Origin of the sequence: Actinomadura monticuli (assembly GCF_041463655.1) — a bacterium.
Lineage (GTDB): Bacteria > Actinomycetota > Actinomycetes > Streptosporangiales > Streptosporangiaceae > Spirillospora > Spirillospora monticuli.
In genome coordinates this window covers 71204-87200 of record NZ_JAXCEI010000005.1, presented here as the reverse complement: position 1 = coordinate 87200, position 15997 = coordinate 71204, and the positions used below count along the sequence as shown (strand labels likewise).

Below are 15997 nucleotides of genomic sequence, written 5' to 3'. Positions count from 1 at the left end.
CCCCCTGTCACCGCCCCGGCATCACCGGGGCCGGCCGAAGTGATCGAAGGAGTGGGTCGCTTGTCCGCCCGCAGGATCAGTGTCATCGTCCTCACTCACGGCGCCGGGGAGAACCTCGGCGGTGCCCTGGAGTCGATCGCGGACCAGACGTTCCGGGACCTGGAGGTCCTGGTCGTGGACGACGGCACCGGCACTGCCGCGCTGGCGGCGCTGCCCGACGACCGGTTCCGGCTGATCCGGCAGGGCGCACCGAGCCGGGGCGCGGCCCGCAACCTCGCGGTGGCGCAGAGCGGCGGCGAGTTCCTGCTGTTCGCCGACGGCGGCGACCCGATGCCGCCGGACGCCGTCGCCGTGCTCCACACCGCGCTGGAGGCGTCCGGCGCGGAGCTGGCGAAGGGCCCCGACGCGTCCCGCAAGTGGACGGGCCAGGTGTCGCAGTGGAAGCCGCGCGGCGACACCGCGGACCCGGCGAAGGCCACCGACCTGCACCGCAGCCCCGACCTGCTGCGCGACCGGAAGATCACCGGGACGCTGCTGCGCCGCTCCTTCTGGGACGCGCACGGGCTGGAGTTCCCCGACCTCGGCCGCTACGACGACCTGCCGGTCATGGTGCGGGTCCTGCACCTGGCGAAGTCCGTGGACGTGGTACCGGACGTCGTCCTGCACCGCCGGTCGCGGCGCTACCCGCCGACCACCGAGCTGCAGGAGATCGCGGACGGTTTCGGCGCGGCGAACCTCGCGACGGCGTGGCTGGCCGAGCGCGGCGACGTCAAGGACCTGCGGCGGCTGCAGCTCGCCCTCGTCACGACCGAGCTGAAGACGTTCCTGGACATCCTGCCCGACCTGTCCGGTGACGAGCGGGAGCAGGTCGTCGCGCAGGCCGCGGCGTACGCGAAGGGCGTCTCGCCGAAGGTGTTCGCCGAGTGCTCCGCGCTGACCCGGCTGAAGTGGCACCTCGCCGAGACGGGCCACACGATGGAGCTGGTGAAGGTCGTCCGGTACGAGCGCGGCAAGTCGTCGCCGTCGATCGTCCGGGACCCGGTGCGCCGCTACGTCGTCTACCCGTACTGGAAGGACGCCAAGCTCGACGTCCCGCGCGAGGTGTACCGGGCGCGCGACGAGGTCAAGATGCGGGGCCGGGCGCACGCGGTCCGGTGGGAGGACGACCGGCTCGTCGTCACCGGCGAGGCCTACATCAACTCCGTCAGCTCCCGCCGCCGCTGGACGTCGATCAAGACGGTGACGCTGCGCAACGGCGACCGCAAGATCGTCATGAAGGCGCGGCAGACCCCGAAGCCGGGCAAGTCGTCCGGCGGCTGGACCGGCTTCGAGTTCTCCCTCGACGCGGCGAAGCTGAAGGAGCACGGCGCGTGGGCCGAGGGCACCTGGGAGGTGCACGCCGCGGTGCTGAACGCGGGCGTGTTCCGGCAGGGCCCGGTGCGCGGCGGCGGCTCCGGGACGGGCGCGCACCCGCCGTACCGGTACGTGGCCGACGACGTGCGCGTCGTCCCCAAGGTCGTGGACGGCAACTTCGTCGTGGAGGTGGAACGCGTCCGGGACCGGGCGACGGCGCTGCGCTGGGACGACGACACGCTGCTCATCGAGGTCGAGTCGGCCGGCGAACCGCCCGCCGAGCTGGAGCTGACGCTCGGCGACTCCCGGGTCCCGGTCCCGGTGACGGCCCGGCCCGGCGGCTGGACGGCCCGCGTCGACCCCGCCGCGCTCGACGTGGACATCGACCCCGAGTCGATCGACGACACCCGCGACTGGGCGCTGTCCGCGGACGGCCGGCCGCTCGTCCTCGCCGAGGGCGTGGCGGAGGCGCGGCGCACGTTCGGCGCGCTGGAGGTGAGCGCGGGGCGCGGTCCGGGCGGGTACGTGCGGGTGCGGCGGGCCACGACGCGGCTCTCGGTGGACGAGGTCGCGTGGGGTCCCGGCGGGACGCTGGCGCTGGCGGCGACGCATCCGGCGCACGCCGCCGGGCAGATCGTGGTGCGCAGCCGCGGGCGCCGCAAGGAGTACGCGTTCGACCTCGTCCCGGACGGTTCGGGCCGGCTTCGGGCGGAGGTCCCGGTGGCGGCCGTGCCGGGCGTCGCGGGCGTCCTGCCGCTGCGCCCCGGCCGCTGGGACGTGCTGTTCCGCCCGCCGGGCGAGCGGGCGCTGACCGTCCGGCTGACGGAGGCCGCGCAGCGCGCCCTGCCGGGGCCGCAGGAGGTCGCGCGGCGCGGCTACGAGCTGGAGACCAAGAACGGCAGGCTCGTCGTCGCCGTCACGGGGGACGTGTCCGGTGAGGAGAAGAGCGCCGGCGCGAAGTACCGGGAGGAGGCGCGGCGCATCGTCGCCCGCGACGGGCTGCGCGACGCCGTGCTGTTCTCCTGCTTCAACGGCCGGCAGTACTCCGACAGCCCGAAGGCGATCCACGAGGAGCTGCTGCGGCGCGGCTCCGACCTCGAACAGCTGTGGGTCGTCAACGACGCGCAGGTCGAGCTGCCGGACACGCTGCGGGCCGTGCGGCTGAACGGCAAGGAGTGGCAGGAGGCGGTGACGACGTCCCGCTACATCGTCACGAACCACCGGCTCGGCGACTGGTTCCAGCGGCACCCCGACCAGACCGTCCTGCAGACCTGGCACGGCACCCCGCTGAAGAAGATCGGGCGGGACGTCAAGGAGGTCCACTTCGCGTACGCGCCGGGGATGAAGTCCGCGCTGCAGAGCAAGGAGAAGAAGCCGGACGGGCCGGTCGTCCCCGAGTGGAGCCACCTGCTGTCGCCGAACCCGTTCAGCACGGAGATCTTCCGCCGCGCGTTCGCGTTCAAGGGCGAGATGCTGGAGGTCGGGTACCCGCGCAACGACCTGCTGCACAGCCCGGACGCGGACGTCGTCGCCCGCTCGGTCCGGGCGCGGCTCGGCATCCCGGAGGGCAAGCGGGTCGTGCTGTACGCGCCGACGTGGCGTGACGACCAGTACTACAGCCGCGGCCGGTACAAGCACGACATGCGCCTCGACCTGGACCGCGCGCGCGCCGTCCTCGGCGACGACCACGTGCTGCTCGTCCGCCTGCACAGCAACGTGGTGGACGGCGTCCCCGAGGACCCGGGCGGCTTCGTCCGCGACGTGTCGCTGTACCCGGACATCACCGAGCTGTACCTGATCTCCGACATGATGATCAGCGACTACTCGTCGGTGATGTTCGACTACGCCAACACGGGCCGTCCGATGCTGTTCTTCACCTACGACCTCGCCGACTACCGGGACCGGCTCCGCGGCTTCTACTTCGACTTCGAGGCCGAGGCGCCGGGGCCGCTCGTGGAGACCTCCGACGACCTGCTCGACGCGATCCGCGACGTCGACGCCGCCACCGCCGGGCACAAGGAGCGCTACGACGCCTTCGTCGACCGCTTCTGCCCCCTGGACGACGGGCACGCCGCCGCACGGACCGCCGACCGCGTCTTCGGCTCAGTGGATTGACCGGTCGCCACCCGTGAACGGGAACGAACCGGGCATTGATAAAATTCGCGGCTGCATCGGTGGAATCGGGGAAGGCTGCGGACCTTGGACGCGGTAGCGAACCATTGCAGGGTGGGCTCCGACGACCGGCTGAACATCCGGTGGCCCGGCCCCGTGCCGGACGGGCGGCGCCTCGTCCTGCGGCACCGGAAGTCGGGCGAGACGCGGGTGGAGCCCATCACGGGCGACCGGTGCTCGGTGGACCTGGACGTCGGCGGGCTGGCGCCCGGCAAGTGGGCCCCGGTGATCGAGGCGGGCGGCACGGAGCGTCCGCTGCTGACCGACGACCCCGGCTTCTCGCTGGACGGGCTGCGCGCCTACGCCGACCTGCCCCGCGACCGGCACGTCCGGGCGGTGCGGGCGGCCGACGGGAGCGTCACGCTCATCGTCCGGACGGTCGCCCCGCACGCCGAGGTGGTGGCGGTGCACCCGCGCGACGGCGAGATCACGATCGTCGGGCGGCTCTCCTACACGGGCCCGCGGCCCGGGGAGAGCGCGCTGCTGGTCGCCACCGCCCGCGACGGCGACGCCACGGTGCGCCGGGACGCGTTAATCGACGGGACGGAGTTCCGCGGCAGCCTCGACGTCGCCGAGTTCGCCGCGGCGGAGCCCGCCATCTGGGACCTCTGGCTCGACGTGGGCGACGTCCACGCCCGCCTCGCCACCCGGCTGGACGACGCGCCCGGCAAGCGGGGCAAGCTCTCCTACCCGCGGCAGGTCGCCGCGCACGGCGGCCGGGAGATGGCCGTCCGCCCCTACTACACCGACCGTGACCAGCTGTCGGTCTCGTGCAGCCTCGTCGAGGACGGCGCCAAGTGAAGATCACCTTTCTGCTGCTCGAGGCGTTCTCCATCGACGGCACCGTCCGCTGCACGTTCACGCTCGCGGACGAGCTGTCCCAGCGGCACGACGTCGAGATCGTGAGCGTCCTGCGGGACCGGGACCGCCCCGTCCTACCGCTGTCGGACCGCGTCCGGCTGCGTTCCCTCGTCGACCTGCGGCCGGACGCCAAGGTCCCGTGGCCGAACACCGGACGGGCCGAGCGGCTGATGCCGGAGCCGTCGGCCCTGATCCCCCCGCAGGAGCGCAGCTACAACAAGTTCAGCGCCTGGACCGACGACCGGATCAGCCGTTTCCTGCGGCGGCCGCGCACCGACGTGCTGGTCACGACCCGGGCCGGGCTCAACCTGCTGGCGGCGCGGTTCGCGCCGCGCAAGGTCGTGGTCGTCGGGCAGGAGCATCTGCAACTCGGCATCAACGAGCCGGAGATGGCCGCCGAGTTCGAGGAGTGGTACCCGCGGCTCGACGCGCTCACCACCCTCACGGTCGCCGACGGCGCGGACTACGAGGAACTGCTGCCGGCCGGGACGTGCCCGGTGTACACGATCGGGAACGGGCTGCCGCCCCGGCTGTATCCGCGCTCCCGGCAGGAGAACAAGGTCGTCGTCGCCGCCGGCCGGATGGTGTGGATCAAGGGCTACGACATGCTCGTCACCGCGTTCGCCGAGGTGGTGAAGAAGCATCCGGAGTGGCGGCTGCGGATCCACGGGCAGGGCCCCCGGCGCGACGAGCTGCGCCGCAAGATCACCCGGCTCGGGCTCTACAACAACGTCCTGCTGATGGACCCGACCGACGACATGGAGGGCGAGTTCGCCAAGGCGTCCATCCTCGCGATGTCGTCGCGGGCCGAGCCGTTCGGCATGACGATCATCGAGGCGTTCGCCTGCGGGCTGCCGGTGGTCGGGTTCGACTGCCCGCGCGGCCCCCGCGAGATCATCACCGACGGCCACGACGGGCTGCTCGTCCCGCCCGAGGACCCCGCGGCGTTCGCCGCGGCGCTGTCCCGGCTGATCGGCGACGAGGAACTCAGGCTGCGGATGGCCGGGCGCGCCCGGACGTCGGCGGAGCGCTTCGACATCGCCGTGGTGGCCGTGCACTGGGAGAAGATGCTCGGCGAGCTGCGGACCGCGCCCCGCCGGGATTCGGGCCGCCGCTAGGCGCCGCGGCCGGCGCCCGCCGTCTCCTTCGCCGGTTCCCGTTCGACGGGGACGGGCACGGCGGCGGGCGGGCGGGGGCGCCGGGGCGGCGGGAGCAGGGCCAGGCCGAGGGCCAGGCAGGCGAACGGCACGGCGGGCACCACGTAGCGGTAGTCGAAGTCGGCGGTCGCGGCGGGGATCACCAGCAGCGCCAGGCTCGTCCCCCAGGGGAGCAGCGCGCCCGTCCCCCAGTGCCGGACCGGCCCCAGCGGGCGCCATCTCCCCTGCGACCGGATGTGCGGGAGCGCGCCGGCGAGCCCGCCGATCAGCAGGATCCCGAGGATCGCACCCGGCATGGCGAAACCGTCCTGGTAGGCGAGGACCCGATCGGCCCAGGGCCGGACGACCCTGGTCTCGGCGCCGTCCGGGTCGTACTTCTCGGCGCGGAGCGCCTGCTCGTCCTTCCACGACTCCCCCTTGGGGAAGTCGTACTGCGGCGACGTCCACGGGGTGGGGTACGGCTCACGGTCCCATCTGAACGCCATGAGCGTGTCGTGGACGACCACGTCCAGGTAGTCGCGAGGCTGCTTCTCGATGGCCGCCCAGGCGAACTCGCCGGCGAGCCGGTCGGCCTCGTCACCGGTGACCCATCCGGGGATCTCGCGGAACGGGGAGTCCTTCGTCCACATGACGGCGAACGCGGGCGAGACGCGCGGATCAGTGAGCTCCGGGCACATGATGCGCAGTTCGGGACGGGGCTCGATGACCGCGCAGTCGGCGAACGCCGCGGTGCGCCCGTAGAGCCAGATCGAATCGGACTTGGCCATCTTGAACTGGCCGTACTCCGCCTGGAACCAGAACATGTAGCCGACGATCGGCAGCGCGAACGCCGCCGCCGCCGAGACGCAGGCCCGCCAACCCGCGCGGCGCACCAGCATCGCGCCGAGGATCACCGCGATCAGCGGCAGGCCGGCCGTCCGGGTGAGCGCCGCGAACGCCGCGAACATGCCGGCCAGCGCGCCCAGCCACCACGTCGACCGGTACCGCCACAGCGCCGCCGTCACCGCCGCGAGCAGCAGGAACGCGAACAGCGAGTCCGACATGAGCATGTGCTCAAGGGAGATCTGGTGGACGGGCAGCAGCACCGGGACGGTCAGCGCCGCGGCGAGGACGGCGGGCAGCCACACGCGCCACGCCAGGCGTCCGGGCTCGTCCAGGGGCCAGGTCGCCCGTCCCGCGCGCACCACCAGGACGTACACCAGGACACCGGTGAGGACGCCGATGGCGTGCTGCACGGACACCACCACGGTAAAGCTGTGGAAGGGTTCGATCAGCCAGAGCAGGATCGGGTACCCGCTCGGACGTGACTCGCCCGGCCGCAGTTCGATCGCGGCGTCCAGATAACTCTTGGAGTCGCCTGCCCACAACGGCGCCGGATACCCGAGGACCGCGATGACCCGGATCCAGATCGCCGCCGCGAGAACCCCGGCGAACGGCACATGGGCGATGAGTCGGACGCGCACCCGGCCCACGCTACCCACGGGAATGATCACCATGTGCGGGAGCCAGTCACGGATCAGCGACAATGCGCGTCCCCCGAACCGGACGGCGATAGCATCGGACCGCTCCTCACGATGAAAGGGATGAACCGCATGGCGAATTTCACGCTCGACGACGTTCGGCAACGGACGTACAAGGCGCGTGACGCCTGGTGGACCGTCCTCCTGGTCGACCCGCTCGCCGCCCGGCTGGTCAGGTTCACGGCCAACCGGACGCGCGTGACCCCGAACCAGCTCACCGTCGGCGCCCTGGTCCTCGGCCTCGCCGCCGGCGCCTGCTTCGCCGTCGCGTCCTGGCCGTGGCTGCTCGCCGGCGCGCTGCTGTACCACCTGTCGTTCACGCTCGACTGCATGGACGGCAAGATCGCCCGCCTGAAGGGCACCGGTTCGGTGTTCGGCGCCTGGCTCGACTACATCTTCGACCGGGTCCGCGTCCTGGCCTGCGCGATCGCCCTCATGGCCGGGCAGTACGCCGCCACGGACAACGTCGCCTACATCTGGACGGCGATCGCGGTCGTGTTCCTCGACATGCTCCGCTACATGGACGCGCTGGAGATCTACAAGGTCCGCACCCAGATGCGGACGACGCTGAACGCGGCCCGCGCGGAGGCCAGGGAGCTCGAACTCGCCGCCCGCCGCGCCAACGGCGAGATCACCGAAGACGACGAGGACCTCCGCTCCGCCGAGGCCCTCACCGAGGACCCCGAGGCCGACCTGGAGAACCGGGTCGTCGCCGACGACCCGACCATCGCGACGCTCCAGCAGGGCTTCAACCAGCGCTTCCCCTGGTACGCGCGGATCCGCAACGTCCTGATGGCGGGCCGCATCCGCCCGCACCTGATCAGCGGCATCGAGTTCCAGATGGGCGTCTTCATCGTCGCCCCGATCGCCGCCGCGATCGTCTCCGGCGCGATCATCCCGGTCGTCGCGGTGAGCGCCGCCGGCCTGCTGGCCTTCGAACTCGTCATCATCTACAAGTTCTGGCTGTCCAGCCGCGACTACAGCCGGAGCCTCGCCAAGCTCAACGCCAAGATCGAGACCTACCGCGCCGAGCTTCCCGTCGACAAAGGAGTGACGGTGGGCAGCGCCGGCTGACCCGCGAGCGAAAGGCCCCCGGCGACACGCCGGGGGCCTTCGCCCATGTTCAGCGCTTGCGCGCGGTGGGGGCGCGTACGGCTTCATCACGCCGAACATCTGCCCGATGAACCCCTCCGGCCCAGCTCCGCGCCCCGCTATCGTTTTCACGTCCCCGCCGCCCGGACGAGCATGGCCAACTCCATTCGTTGATTTGCGGCGTGTTGTTGCTTCCGGCGCACCCATACCAACGACATGCCGCAGGTCAACGCACCCCCGCACCAAGAGCAGCGATGACGAATTTCCCAAGTGGAGCGACGTCGTCGCAGCAGCCGGCGAGGAGGAAGCCGTCGCGAAGGCCCGCGAGCGCAACCAGTCCTCCATCGACGGCCACCGGCTCACCGAACGCTGCAAGGCCCTCGGTGGCCAGAGCCAGATCTCCGGCGTGTTCGGCAACGACCAGTAGATCCTGCGCGGCACCAAGCCCAAGCCCGCCTGAACGATCAACCGGCCACGGCTACCGCTCCGGTGCTGCTTGACCTGCTCGATCAGACCAGCGAACTGCGCAAGGGACAAGGTGGGGGGTGTCCTCCATCCGGGTCCTTGCTGTCCCGCACCCCGTTCCGGTCGCCAGAATCTCCATGCACCGGCGCGTGCGTGACCCGCAAGCCCGGCATCGAGCCCGCCGGCGCTGCATGCACCGCAACCGCCCGGCCTGCCCGCCAAGCGGGCCGGAGTGCTGACCGAGCGGCAGGGGCCGGGTCTTCACGCGATGGCGAGCAACTCGGTCTCCGCCGCCCCGGCGTCCCCTTCACCGACGATGACGCGGAACCGCAAGCCGAGGGCGTGCCCGAGCCTGTTCAATACGGCCAGGGTCGGCACCCCTCCACCGCCGGATTCGATGCGGGACACGGCAGGCTGACGCATCCCGGCACGGCGGGCCAGCTCGGTCTGGGACATGCCCAACTCGGTCCGCCGGACGTAGACGGCACGGCCGAGGGCGAGCGCCAGACACGCCTCCTCGTGGGCGAGCCGGTACTCGTCGGTGTCACGCTTGGCTGCCAGGCCAGGGTGGTCACCAAGAAGAACATGCGGGCTGGTCCGCTGGCTGCTCATGACCCCTCCGGAGTCTCGATGAGGCTGATGATCTGGTCGGTGTCGTGTTCGGCTTCGCAGACCTTCTGTGCCTGTTTGGCCCGTCTCACCTGAGCCTGCTCGGCGTCCCGGGTCTTACGGAACACCGTCAACAGCACGATTCGGTCGTGCCCGGGGAACCAGTAGGTGATCCGCATGTCCTTGGGGTGCAGGTTGATCCGCAGCTCCCATACGCCGTCACCCAGAGGTCTGGACAGGGGCATGCCGAGGCCGGTGCCTTCAACCGCGAGTAAGCCGCACACCGCGTCCACCCGCGCCAGGTGAGCAGGCGGGAGCGACATGAGCCAGTCGACGACTTCCGGCTCAGCCTGGATCTCGAACAACCCCATGCATCTCATGTTATAGCCAGCGTGCTCCTCAACACCCGGCCGACCAAGCGGATTCAGCTCGACGGCGGGCCATCCTGCCAGCCCACGGAGAGAAGCCCCGGTAACGGTTGCGCTGGCACAGAGGGCATCGGCGGATCTCCGCCGTGTCCCGCGATGACCAGTACATCCTCCGGCCGACACTGCTGCTGGTCACGGGCTGGCCTGGAAGGTGCCCGGCTGAGCCGGTCCCACAGTGTGATCGGGCGGGCTGGCCGCCTGTGCGGACGACCGTGACCACCAAGGTCCCGCCCGGCGCCGGACGCCATGCCCTCGGGGGGAGCCGGGTAGACGCCCTCGTCGCGAGACCTACCGCGCCGCGCTTCCCGTCGACAAAGGAGTGACGGTGGGCAGCGCCGGCTGACCCGCGAGCGAAGGGCCCCCGGCGACGCGCCGGGGGCCTTCGCCCATGTTCAGCGCTTGCGCGCGGTGGCGAGCAGGTACTCCCACTCCAGGACCAGGCCGGACGTCCCGACGTCCTGGTCACGGGCCAGGTCGGCGAGCGCGGCGTCCAGCGCGGCGACCTTCTCCGGGTCGCCGGCGATGCGCCGGTAGACGGCGATCGTGGGGCCGTAGCGGCTCTTGAAGTAGTCGCGGAACTCCTCGGGCTTCCCGAACCGCTCGACCCGCACCGTCCGCTTCTCGAACTCCACGCCGGTGACGCGGTCGCCGAGGAGTGCCTCGACGTGCTCGGGACGCCCCCACAACGGCGGCGGCTGCGCGCCCTCTGGGGGCGGCGGCGCGTACGGCTTCATCACGCCGAACATCTGCCCGATGAAGCCCTCCGGCGTCCAGTTGATCAGCCCGATCGTGCCGCCGGACCGGCAGACGCGCACCAGTTCGCCCGCCGACGCCTGGTGGTACGGGGCGAACATGATCCCGACACACGACAGCACCGTGTCGAACTCCCCATCCCCGAACGGCAGCGCCTCCGCGTCGGCCTCCTTCCACTCCAGCTTGGCGCCGCGCCTCGCCGCGTCGTCCCGTCCGGCCTGGAGCAGCTCGGGCGTGAGGTCGCTCGCCACGACGTCCGCCCCGGCGAGCGCCGCCGCGATGGCCGCGTTGCCCGACCCGGCCGCGACGTCCAGCACCCGCGTGCCGGCCGTCACCCCCGCCGCCTCGGCGAGCACCTCCCCCAGCTCCGGGATGATCTCGGACGCCAGCGACGGATAGTCGCCCGACGCCCACATCGCCCTGTGGGCGTCCTTCAGCGTGTCCCCCATGACACGTTCTCCCCTCGTTTTCGTGGGGCCCACGCTAAGAAGCCGTAGGGGTGCGCTCCTAGTACAGGATCTGTACCGGGACCTAGCCGGTCTGAGCGAACCGTCCTAAGGTGCGAGGTATGGGGGCCTCGTATTACCAGTTCTGTCCGGTGGCCAAGGCGATGGAGCTGCTCGACGAGCGGTGGACGCTGCTGATCGTCCGCGAGTTACTCTCCGGCAGCGAGCGCTTCAACGAGGTGCGCCGGGGCGTGCCCCGTATGTCGCCGACGCTGCTCTCCAAACGCCTGAACCAGCTGGTGCGCGCCGGGGTCCTGGAGCGGCGGGAGGACCGCTACGTTCTCACCCCGGCCGGCGAAGAGCTGCGCCCGGTGGTGGAGGCCCTGGCGGTGTGGGGCGTCCGCTGGATCGGGGAACTGGGCGACCGCGACCTGGACCCGAAACTCCTGCTGTGGGACATGCGCCGCAACATCACCCCGGACGCGATCCCGGCCGACCGAACCGTGGTCCTCTTCGTCTTCCCGGACGTCCCGCCCCGCAACCGCCACTGGTGGCTGGTCCTCACCCCCGGCAGCGCGGACCTCTGCGACGCCGACCCCGGCTACGACGTCTCCGTGACCGTGACCGCCGACCTCCGCGACCTGACCCAGATCTGGCGCGGCGACCTCACCTGGGACGCCGCCCTCCGCTCCAGCGCGGTGGACCTGCAAGGCCCCGGCCCTCTCCGCCGCCAGATCCCGGGCTGGTTCGCCCTCCCCGCCTTCGCCGCCGTCCCCCGTCCGGCCATGCACGACTCGGAAGGAGCATCAAAGGTAGGATAAATGGCATGAGTGAGCCTACCGGGAAGTACTCGATCACCATGCCGCGCGACATCGCGGAGGCCGCCAAGGCCCGCAGCGGTCCTTCCGGCCTGTCCGCCTACGTCGCGGCCGCCGTCGCCCGCCAGGTCGAACGCGACAACCTCAACGAGATCATCGCCGTCGCCGAGGCCGAGCACGGGCCCGTCACGGACGAGGAGATCCAGGCTCTGCGCGACCAGCTCCACCAGGTGCGCAGGGAACAGGGTGGGGCGGACGCGGCGTGACCCGCTCCCCTGCCATGCCCGGCGGCACCCTCGTCCTCGACAGCGAGGGCCTGGCCAAGGCCGTTCTGCGCGACCGCAACGTCACCGGCTGGCTCGCCCTGGCCCGCGCCGACGACCTCCGCGTGATCACCTCGGCGGCGACCCTGGTGGAAGTCGTCCACCCGCGCATCAACCGGCCCGCCCTGGAGTGGACCCTCTCCCGCCTCGTCGTCGAGCCGGTCACCGAACCCATCGCCCGCCAGGCCGCCGCCCTCCTCGCCGACGCCGGCCTGCACGGCCACAAGCACGCCATCGACGCCATGCTCGGCGCCACCGCGCTCACCTCGCCCGGCCCGGTCACGATCCTCACCTCGGACCCCGCGGACCTGGCAGCCCTGTGCGGGGGACGCGCCGCCGTCATCAAGATCTGACCGGGCTCTTCCCCGCACGGCGGTCAAGCACGCCGACGCACTATCGACCCGCTACGAGACCAGGAAGGCGCTCATCTCGCGGGCCACCGCTTCGGGGGCGTCGAGCATCGACAGGACGTAGGCGTCGGGGATCTCGGCGTAGCGGGCGTTGGGGATGAGGTCGGCGAGGCGGTGGCCGTGGGACGGGGGCATGACGCGGTTGTCGGGGGACCACAGGACCAGGGTGTCGCCCTCGAAGCGGCTCAGGGCCTGGGTGTTCCGGATGCAGGTCGCCTTGTCGAAGCCCCCTCGGCCGTAGGCGCGAAGGTCGCGCCGGATGGCCGGGTCGCGGAGCACCGGCTCGGTCCAGCCGCGGACGAGGGAGTCCGGGACCGGTTCGCGCACCATCTGCCCGAACAGCATCGGCCTGCGGCGCAGCCAGCCGATGCGGAGCTGGCGGGCGACGAGCGGGACGGCTCCCGGCACGCGGACGGCGAGGGTCGCCATCTTGCCGGGGAGGCCGGGCGGGAAGTTGCCGAACGCCTCGCAGGGCAGGATCACCAGGCGCGCGACCCGGTGGTCGAGCCCGTGGGCGGTGAGGAAGAGGCCGCCGCCCCAGTCGCTGTGCACGAGGGTGACGCCGTCCAGGTCCAGGGCGTCCAGGAGGTCGGCCACGATGCGGGTCTGGCCGGGCAGGGCCAGGTCGGCGTCCGGGTTCATCGCGCGGCGGTGCGCTCCGAGCGGCAGGACGGGGCGGATGTACCGGAACCCCTTCGGGAGGAGCGGGAGCACGCGGTCCCAGATGGTGTGGTCCAGCAGCAGGCCGTGCAGGAGGACGACGGGCGGCCCCGTGCCCGTCTCGTCGTACTCGATGACGCCCGCCGGCAGTGTGACGCTCTGCATGTCGCCCCCATTAGAACGATCGCTCTAGAGCAACTGTTCTAACATGGGGGCGTGGAGACTGACAAGCGCATCGTGAACGCGATGGCGGAGCTGCTGCGGGTGCAGGGCTACGCCGCGACCGGCATCCAGCAGCTGGCGCGGGCGGCGAAGGCGCCCACCGGGTCGATCTACCACCACTTCCGGGGCGGCAAGCGCGAGGTCGCGGCGGCGGCCCTCCGGCAGACCGGCGCCGTCTACATCCAGGTGCTCCCGATGCTGCTGGACGAGCACGCCGACCTCGCGACGGGGGTCGAGGCGGCGTTCGCGGCGGCGGCCGAGGACATCGAGAACACCGGCTGGGCCAACATGTGCCCCGTCGGCACCGTCACCGGCGAGATCGCCGACACCGAGCCGGAACTCCGCGAGGTCGCGGCTGAAGTGCTCACCTCGTGGGTGGAGGAGGGCACCCGGTATCTGGCCGGGCGGGGGCTGTCCGGCACGGATGCGCGCGCCCTGACCTATGCGCTGATCAGCGCGTTGGAGGGCGCGTTCATCCTGGCCCGCGGCCAGCGCTCCACCGAACCGCTGCTCGCCGCCGGCCGCGCCATGGCCGCCTACACCGCGACGTTGCCCGCCGGCGCCTCTCCCTCATCCGGCGAGAAGGTCGGTCCATCGGGCGCAGACTTCGGGGAGGGCGTAGGCGGCTTCTAGCTGGGATTTGGCTTCGGCGCCGTCCTGGTGCCAGCGGTTCAGGGCGACTGTGGTGGAGATCGAGGCGGCCATCGCCGCCGGGGACTCGTGGATCCAGCGGGCGTCGTAGATGGTGTCGGCGCCGGGCCAGTTGAGCAGGGCCGGGACGGCGCCGGACGCCATGCCCTCGGCCGGCGCCAGGTGGAAGCTCTCGTCGTCGCTGGTGGACAGGACGAACCCGATGCGGCGCAGCCAGGACGCCACGTCGCGGCCGTAGGCGTCGAAGACGACGCCGCCGGATAGGAGGCGCGAGCGGCGGATGCGGCGGAACACCTTCTCGTAGTGGGCCCGTTCCTCCTCCTTCTGCCAGATCCACCAGTACTCCCAGGGGAGCTTGGATTTGACGAAGAGGGTGAAGCGCGGGTCGTCGCGGCGGAGCTCTTCGAGGACGTCCAGCGCCAGGTCCAGGCGTTTGCGGGACGGGGCGATGCCGATCATCCCGAGGTGGTGTTCGGCGCCGGGGAGTTTTGCGCGGTCGAACTGGGCGTCGTCTACCCAGTTCGGGATCGTGACGACCTTCGAGGCGGGCCAGCCCGTCAGCTCGCGGGTCAGGTCGGTGTAGTGGGGGCTCACGCAGATGACCTGGTCCACCGCGTCGATGTCCAGTTGCTTCGGCCACGGCGCGTAGAGCTCGAAGCGGTGGAGGCGGACCACCAGGCGCTGGTCGGGGCGTTTGCGGGCCGCGAACCAGAGGGCGTTGGGGCCGCACCATTCGCAGATGACGACGTCCGCCCAGTCGACCAGGTCCTGGCTGCGCTTCTCGTCGTGCGCCTTGAGGGCGGGCCAGTGGTCGACGCGGATCTCCATGTCGGGACGGGAGCGCAGGTAGTCGAGCAGGCGGGTGAAGAACTTCAGGTCGTGGCCCGCGACGCCGACGCGGAGGGGACGGTCCTTGACCGCCAGGACGGCCGGGGAGGGCTCCGGGAACACCTGCGAGAGGCAGGTGCGCAGGCGGTCCGCGGCGGCGTCGAGGGTGAAGCCGGCGGCGGCCGTGCGGCAGCGGTCGGCGGCGAGGGTGTAGACGTCCGGGTTCTTGCCGATGAGGGTCAGGGCGTCCAGGACGTCGTCCTCGGTGGCGGCGAAGAGCGGGTAGTCCGTGCCGAGGAGCGTCTCGTGCATGGGCGTGCGGTTGAGGACGACCGGGACGCCCAGCGTGCCGCATTCCAGGACCTTCGTGGACAGTTCCAGGCTCGCGTCCATCGACGCGTCGCGCCAGGAGAGCCCGACGTCGCAGGACGCGGTGAGCCGCATCGCCTCGGCGCGGGGGTGGCCGCCGTGCCAGACGACGCCCTCGCCGGTCTCCAGCGCGGTCCGCATGCGGGTCGCGAAACCCGCGTCGGCGGGGTCCTCGTGGATCTTGTCGCCGACCATGTGGAGTTCGGCGTCCACGCCGCGCACGCCGAGCATGCGCGGGAGGGCCGTCATCTCGTAGGTCTTCCAGCGGGGCGCGAACTTGCCCGTGTAGACGAGGCGGAGCGGGCCGCCCGGGGCGCCGGGAGGACGGGCCTCCAAGTCGGACGGGAGGACGACGACCGGCGGGAACAGGACGCTCTTGCCGGCGGTGGCGGGGACGGCGCCCTCCAGGAAGCCGCGCAGCTCCTCGGTCTGGCAGAGCAGCAGGCGGGAGGCGTCCGCGATGCGGCGCAGCTCGGCCTTGGCGGAGGCGGTGAACTCGCCCGCCGACTGCGGGACGTCGGTCAGGTACGTCCAGAGCCGTCCGGCCAGGGGGCCCATGGCGAGCTTGCCCGCGAGCCGGCGGCCCCTGACGACGACCAGGTCGTGCGGGTTCTCGGCGTCGATCTGGGCGAGGATCGCGGCGGCGTGCCGCGGCGCCATGGGCGCGTCGAACAGCCCCTCGGCGTGCGGGCTGCGGACGGTGACGCCGGGCAGGGCGCGCAGCGGGTCGACGAGCCGCCCGGTCCGGACGGGCGCCTTCAGGACCAGGGTCACCTCGCAGCCGGCGCGGGCGAGGGCCTGGACCATGCCCTGGGCCCAGATCGCCGATCCGTCGATCATGTTCAGGTCGACGTCGCCGT

The 15997-nt window shown here is 71.8% G+C and carries 15 protein-coding genes; 9 read left to right on the top strand and 6 right to left on the bottom strand.

Annotation, left to right across the window (positions count from 1 at the left end; genetic code table 11):
• The first annotated feature begins 60 nt into the window (after positions 1-60).
• The 3 genes from SM611_RS12250 to SM611_RS12240 all read left to right on the top strand — a co-directional run bounded on the left by SM611_RS12250 (position 61) and on the right by SM611_RS12240 (position 5504).
• On the top strand, positions 61-3468 hold the full coding sequence (locus SM611_RS12250; protein ID WP_371949614.1) for a bifunctional glycosyltransferase/CDP-glycerol:glycerophosphate glycerophosphotransferase: 3408 nt from the start codon (positions 61-63) through the stop codon (positions 3466-3468).
• 111 nt (positions 3469-3579) lie between these two features.
• Positions 3580-4326: a hypothetical protein gene (locus tag SM611_RS12245; protein WP_371949613.1), complete on the top strand. Its 747-nt coding sequence runs from the start codon at positions 3580-3582 to the stop codon at positions 4324-4326.
• Positions 4323-5504 carry a glycosyltransferase family 4 protein gene (locus SM611_RS12240; RefSeq protein ID WP_371949612.1) on the top strand — a complete coding sequence of 394 codons (1182 nt, stop codon included), beginning with the start codon at positions 4323-4325 and terminating at the stop codon, positions 5502-5504. Before SM611_RS12245 ends, SM611_RS12240 begins: the two co-directional genes overlap by 4 nt.
• On the opposite strand, the gene SM611_RS12235 is transcribed toward SM611_RS12240, so the two are convergent.
• Entirely contained in the window at positions 5501-7006 is a 1506-nt protein-coding gene (locus tag SM611_RS12235) for a hypothetical protein (RefSeq protein WP_371949611.1), read from the bottom strand. The two genes, SM611_RS12240 and SM611_RS12235, sit on opposite strands and share 4 nt — an antisense overlap.
• 129 nt (positions 7007-7135) lie before the next feature.
• Between SM611_RS12235 and SM611_RS12230 the strand changes: the two genes are divergently transcribed.
• Both SM611_RS12230 and SM611_RS12225 read left to right on the top strand, forming a co-directional pair.
• Entirely contained in the window at positions 7136-8137 is a 1002-nt protein-coding gene (locus SM611_RS12230) for a CDP-alcohol phosphatidyltransferase family protein (protein ID WP_371949610.1), read from the top strand.
• Positions 8138-8330: 193 nt separating this feature from the next.
• The gene (locus tag SM611_RS12225; RefSeq protein ID WP_371949609.1) at positions 8331-8582 is read left to right on the top strand and encodes a hypothetical protein; all 252 of its coding nucleotides are present in this window, start codon (positions 8331-8333) and stop codon (positions 8580-8582) included.
• A gap of 299 nt (positions 8583-8881) precedes the next feature.
• On the opposite strand, the gene SM611_RS12220 is transcribed toward SM611_RS12225, so the two are convergent.
• From SM611_RS12220 to SM611_RS12210, 3 genes are all read right to left on the bottom strand, one after another.
• Positions 8882-9232, bottom strand: coding sequence for a helix-turn-helix domain-containing protein (locus SM611_RS12220; protein ID WP_371949608.1), 351 nt, complete (start codon positions 9230-9232; stop codon positions 8882-8884).
• Positions 9229-9600, bottom strand: coding sequence for a type II toxin-antitoxin system RelE/ParE family toxin (locus tag SM611_RS12215; protein WP_371949607.1), 372 nt, complete (start codon positions 9598-9600; stop codon positions 9229-9231). Before SM611_RS12215 ends, SM611_RS12220 begins: the two co-directional genes overlap by 4 nt.
• 449 nt (positions 9601-10049) lie before the next feature.
• Positions 10050-10859, bottom strand: coding sequence for a class I SAM-dependent methyltransferase (locus SM611_RS12210; RefSeq protein WP_371949606.1), 810 nt, complete (start codon positions 10857-10859; stop codon positions 10050-10052).
• A gap of 119 nt (positions 10860-10978) precedes the next feature.
• Here SM611_RS12210 and SM611_RS12205 point away from each other — a divergent pair, with 119 nt between their 5' ends.
• Genes SM611_RS12205 through SM611_RS12195 form a run of 3 tightly spaced genes read left to right on the top strand, consistent with a single transcriptional unit; the run spans position 10979 to position 12350 of the window.
• Entirely contained in the window at positions 10979-11677 is a 699-nt protein-coding gene (locus SM611_RS12205) for a winged helix-turn-helix transcriptional regulator (RefSeq protein WP_371949605.1), read from the top strand.
• A 5-nt stretch (positions 11678-11682) separates the two neighbouring features.
• Entirely contained in the window at positions 11683-11940 is a 258-nt protein-coding gene (locus tag SM611_RS12200) for a CopG family transcriptional regulator (RefSeq protein WP_371949604.1), read from the top strand.
• Positions 11937-12350, top strand: a complete 414-nt coding sequence (locus SM611_RS12195) for a PIN domain-containing protein (protein ID WP_371949603.1) — start codon at positions 11937-11939, stop codon at positions 12348-12350. Before SM611_RS12200 ends, SM611_RS12195 begins: the two co-directional genes overlap by 4 nt.
• Positions 12351-12401: 51 nt before the next feature.
• Here SM611_RS12195 and SM611_RS12190 read toward each other — a convergent pair whose 3' ends face one another.
• Positions 12402-13232, bottom strand: a complete 831-nt coding sequence (locus SM611_RS12190) for an alpha/beta fold hydrolase (RefSeq protein ID WP_371949602.1) — start codon at positions 13230-13232, stop codon at positions 12402-12404.
• A gap of 51 nt (positions 13233-13283) precedes the next feature.
• Here SM611_RS12190 and SM611_RS12185 point away from each other — a divergent pair, with 51 nt between their 5' ends.
• Positions 13284-13922, top strand: a complete 639-nt coding sequence (locus tag SM611_RS12185) for a TetR/AcrR family transcriptional regulator (protein WP_371949601.1) — start codon at positions 13284-13286, stop codon at positions 13920-13922.
• Here the strand turns inward: SM611_RS12185 and SM611_RS12180 are convergent.
• The gene (locus SM611_RS12180) at positions 13860-15977 is read right to left on the bottom strand and encodes a glycosyltransferase (RefSeq protein WP_371950032.1); all 2118 of its coding nucleotides are present in this window, start codon (positions 15975-15977) and stop codon (positions 13860-13862) included. The genes SM611_RS12185 and SM611_RS12180 overlap by 63 nt on opposite strands.
• Between the last annotated feature and the right edge of the window lie 20 nt (positions 15978-15997).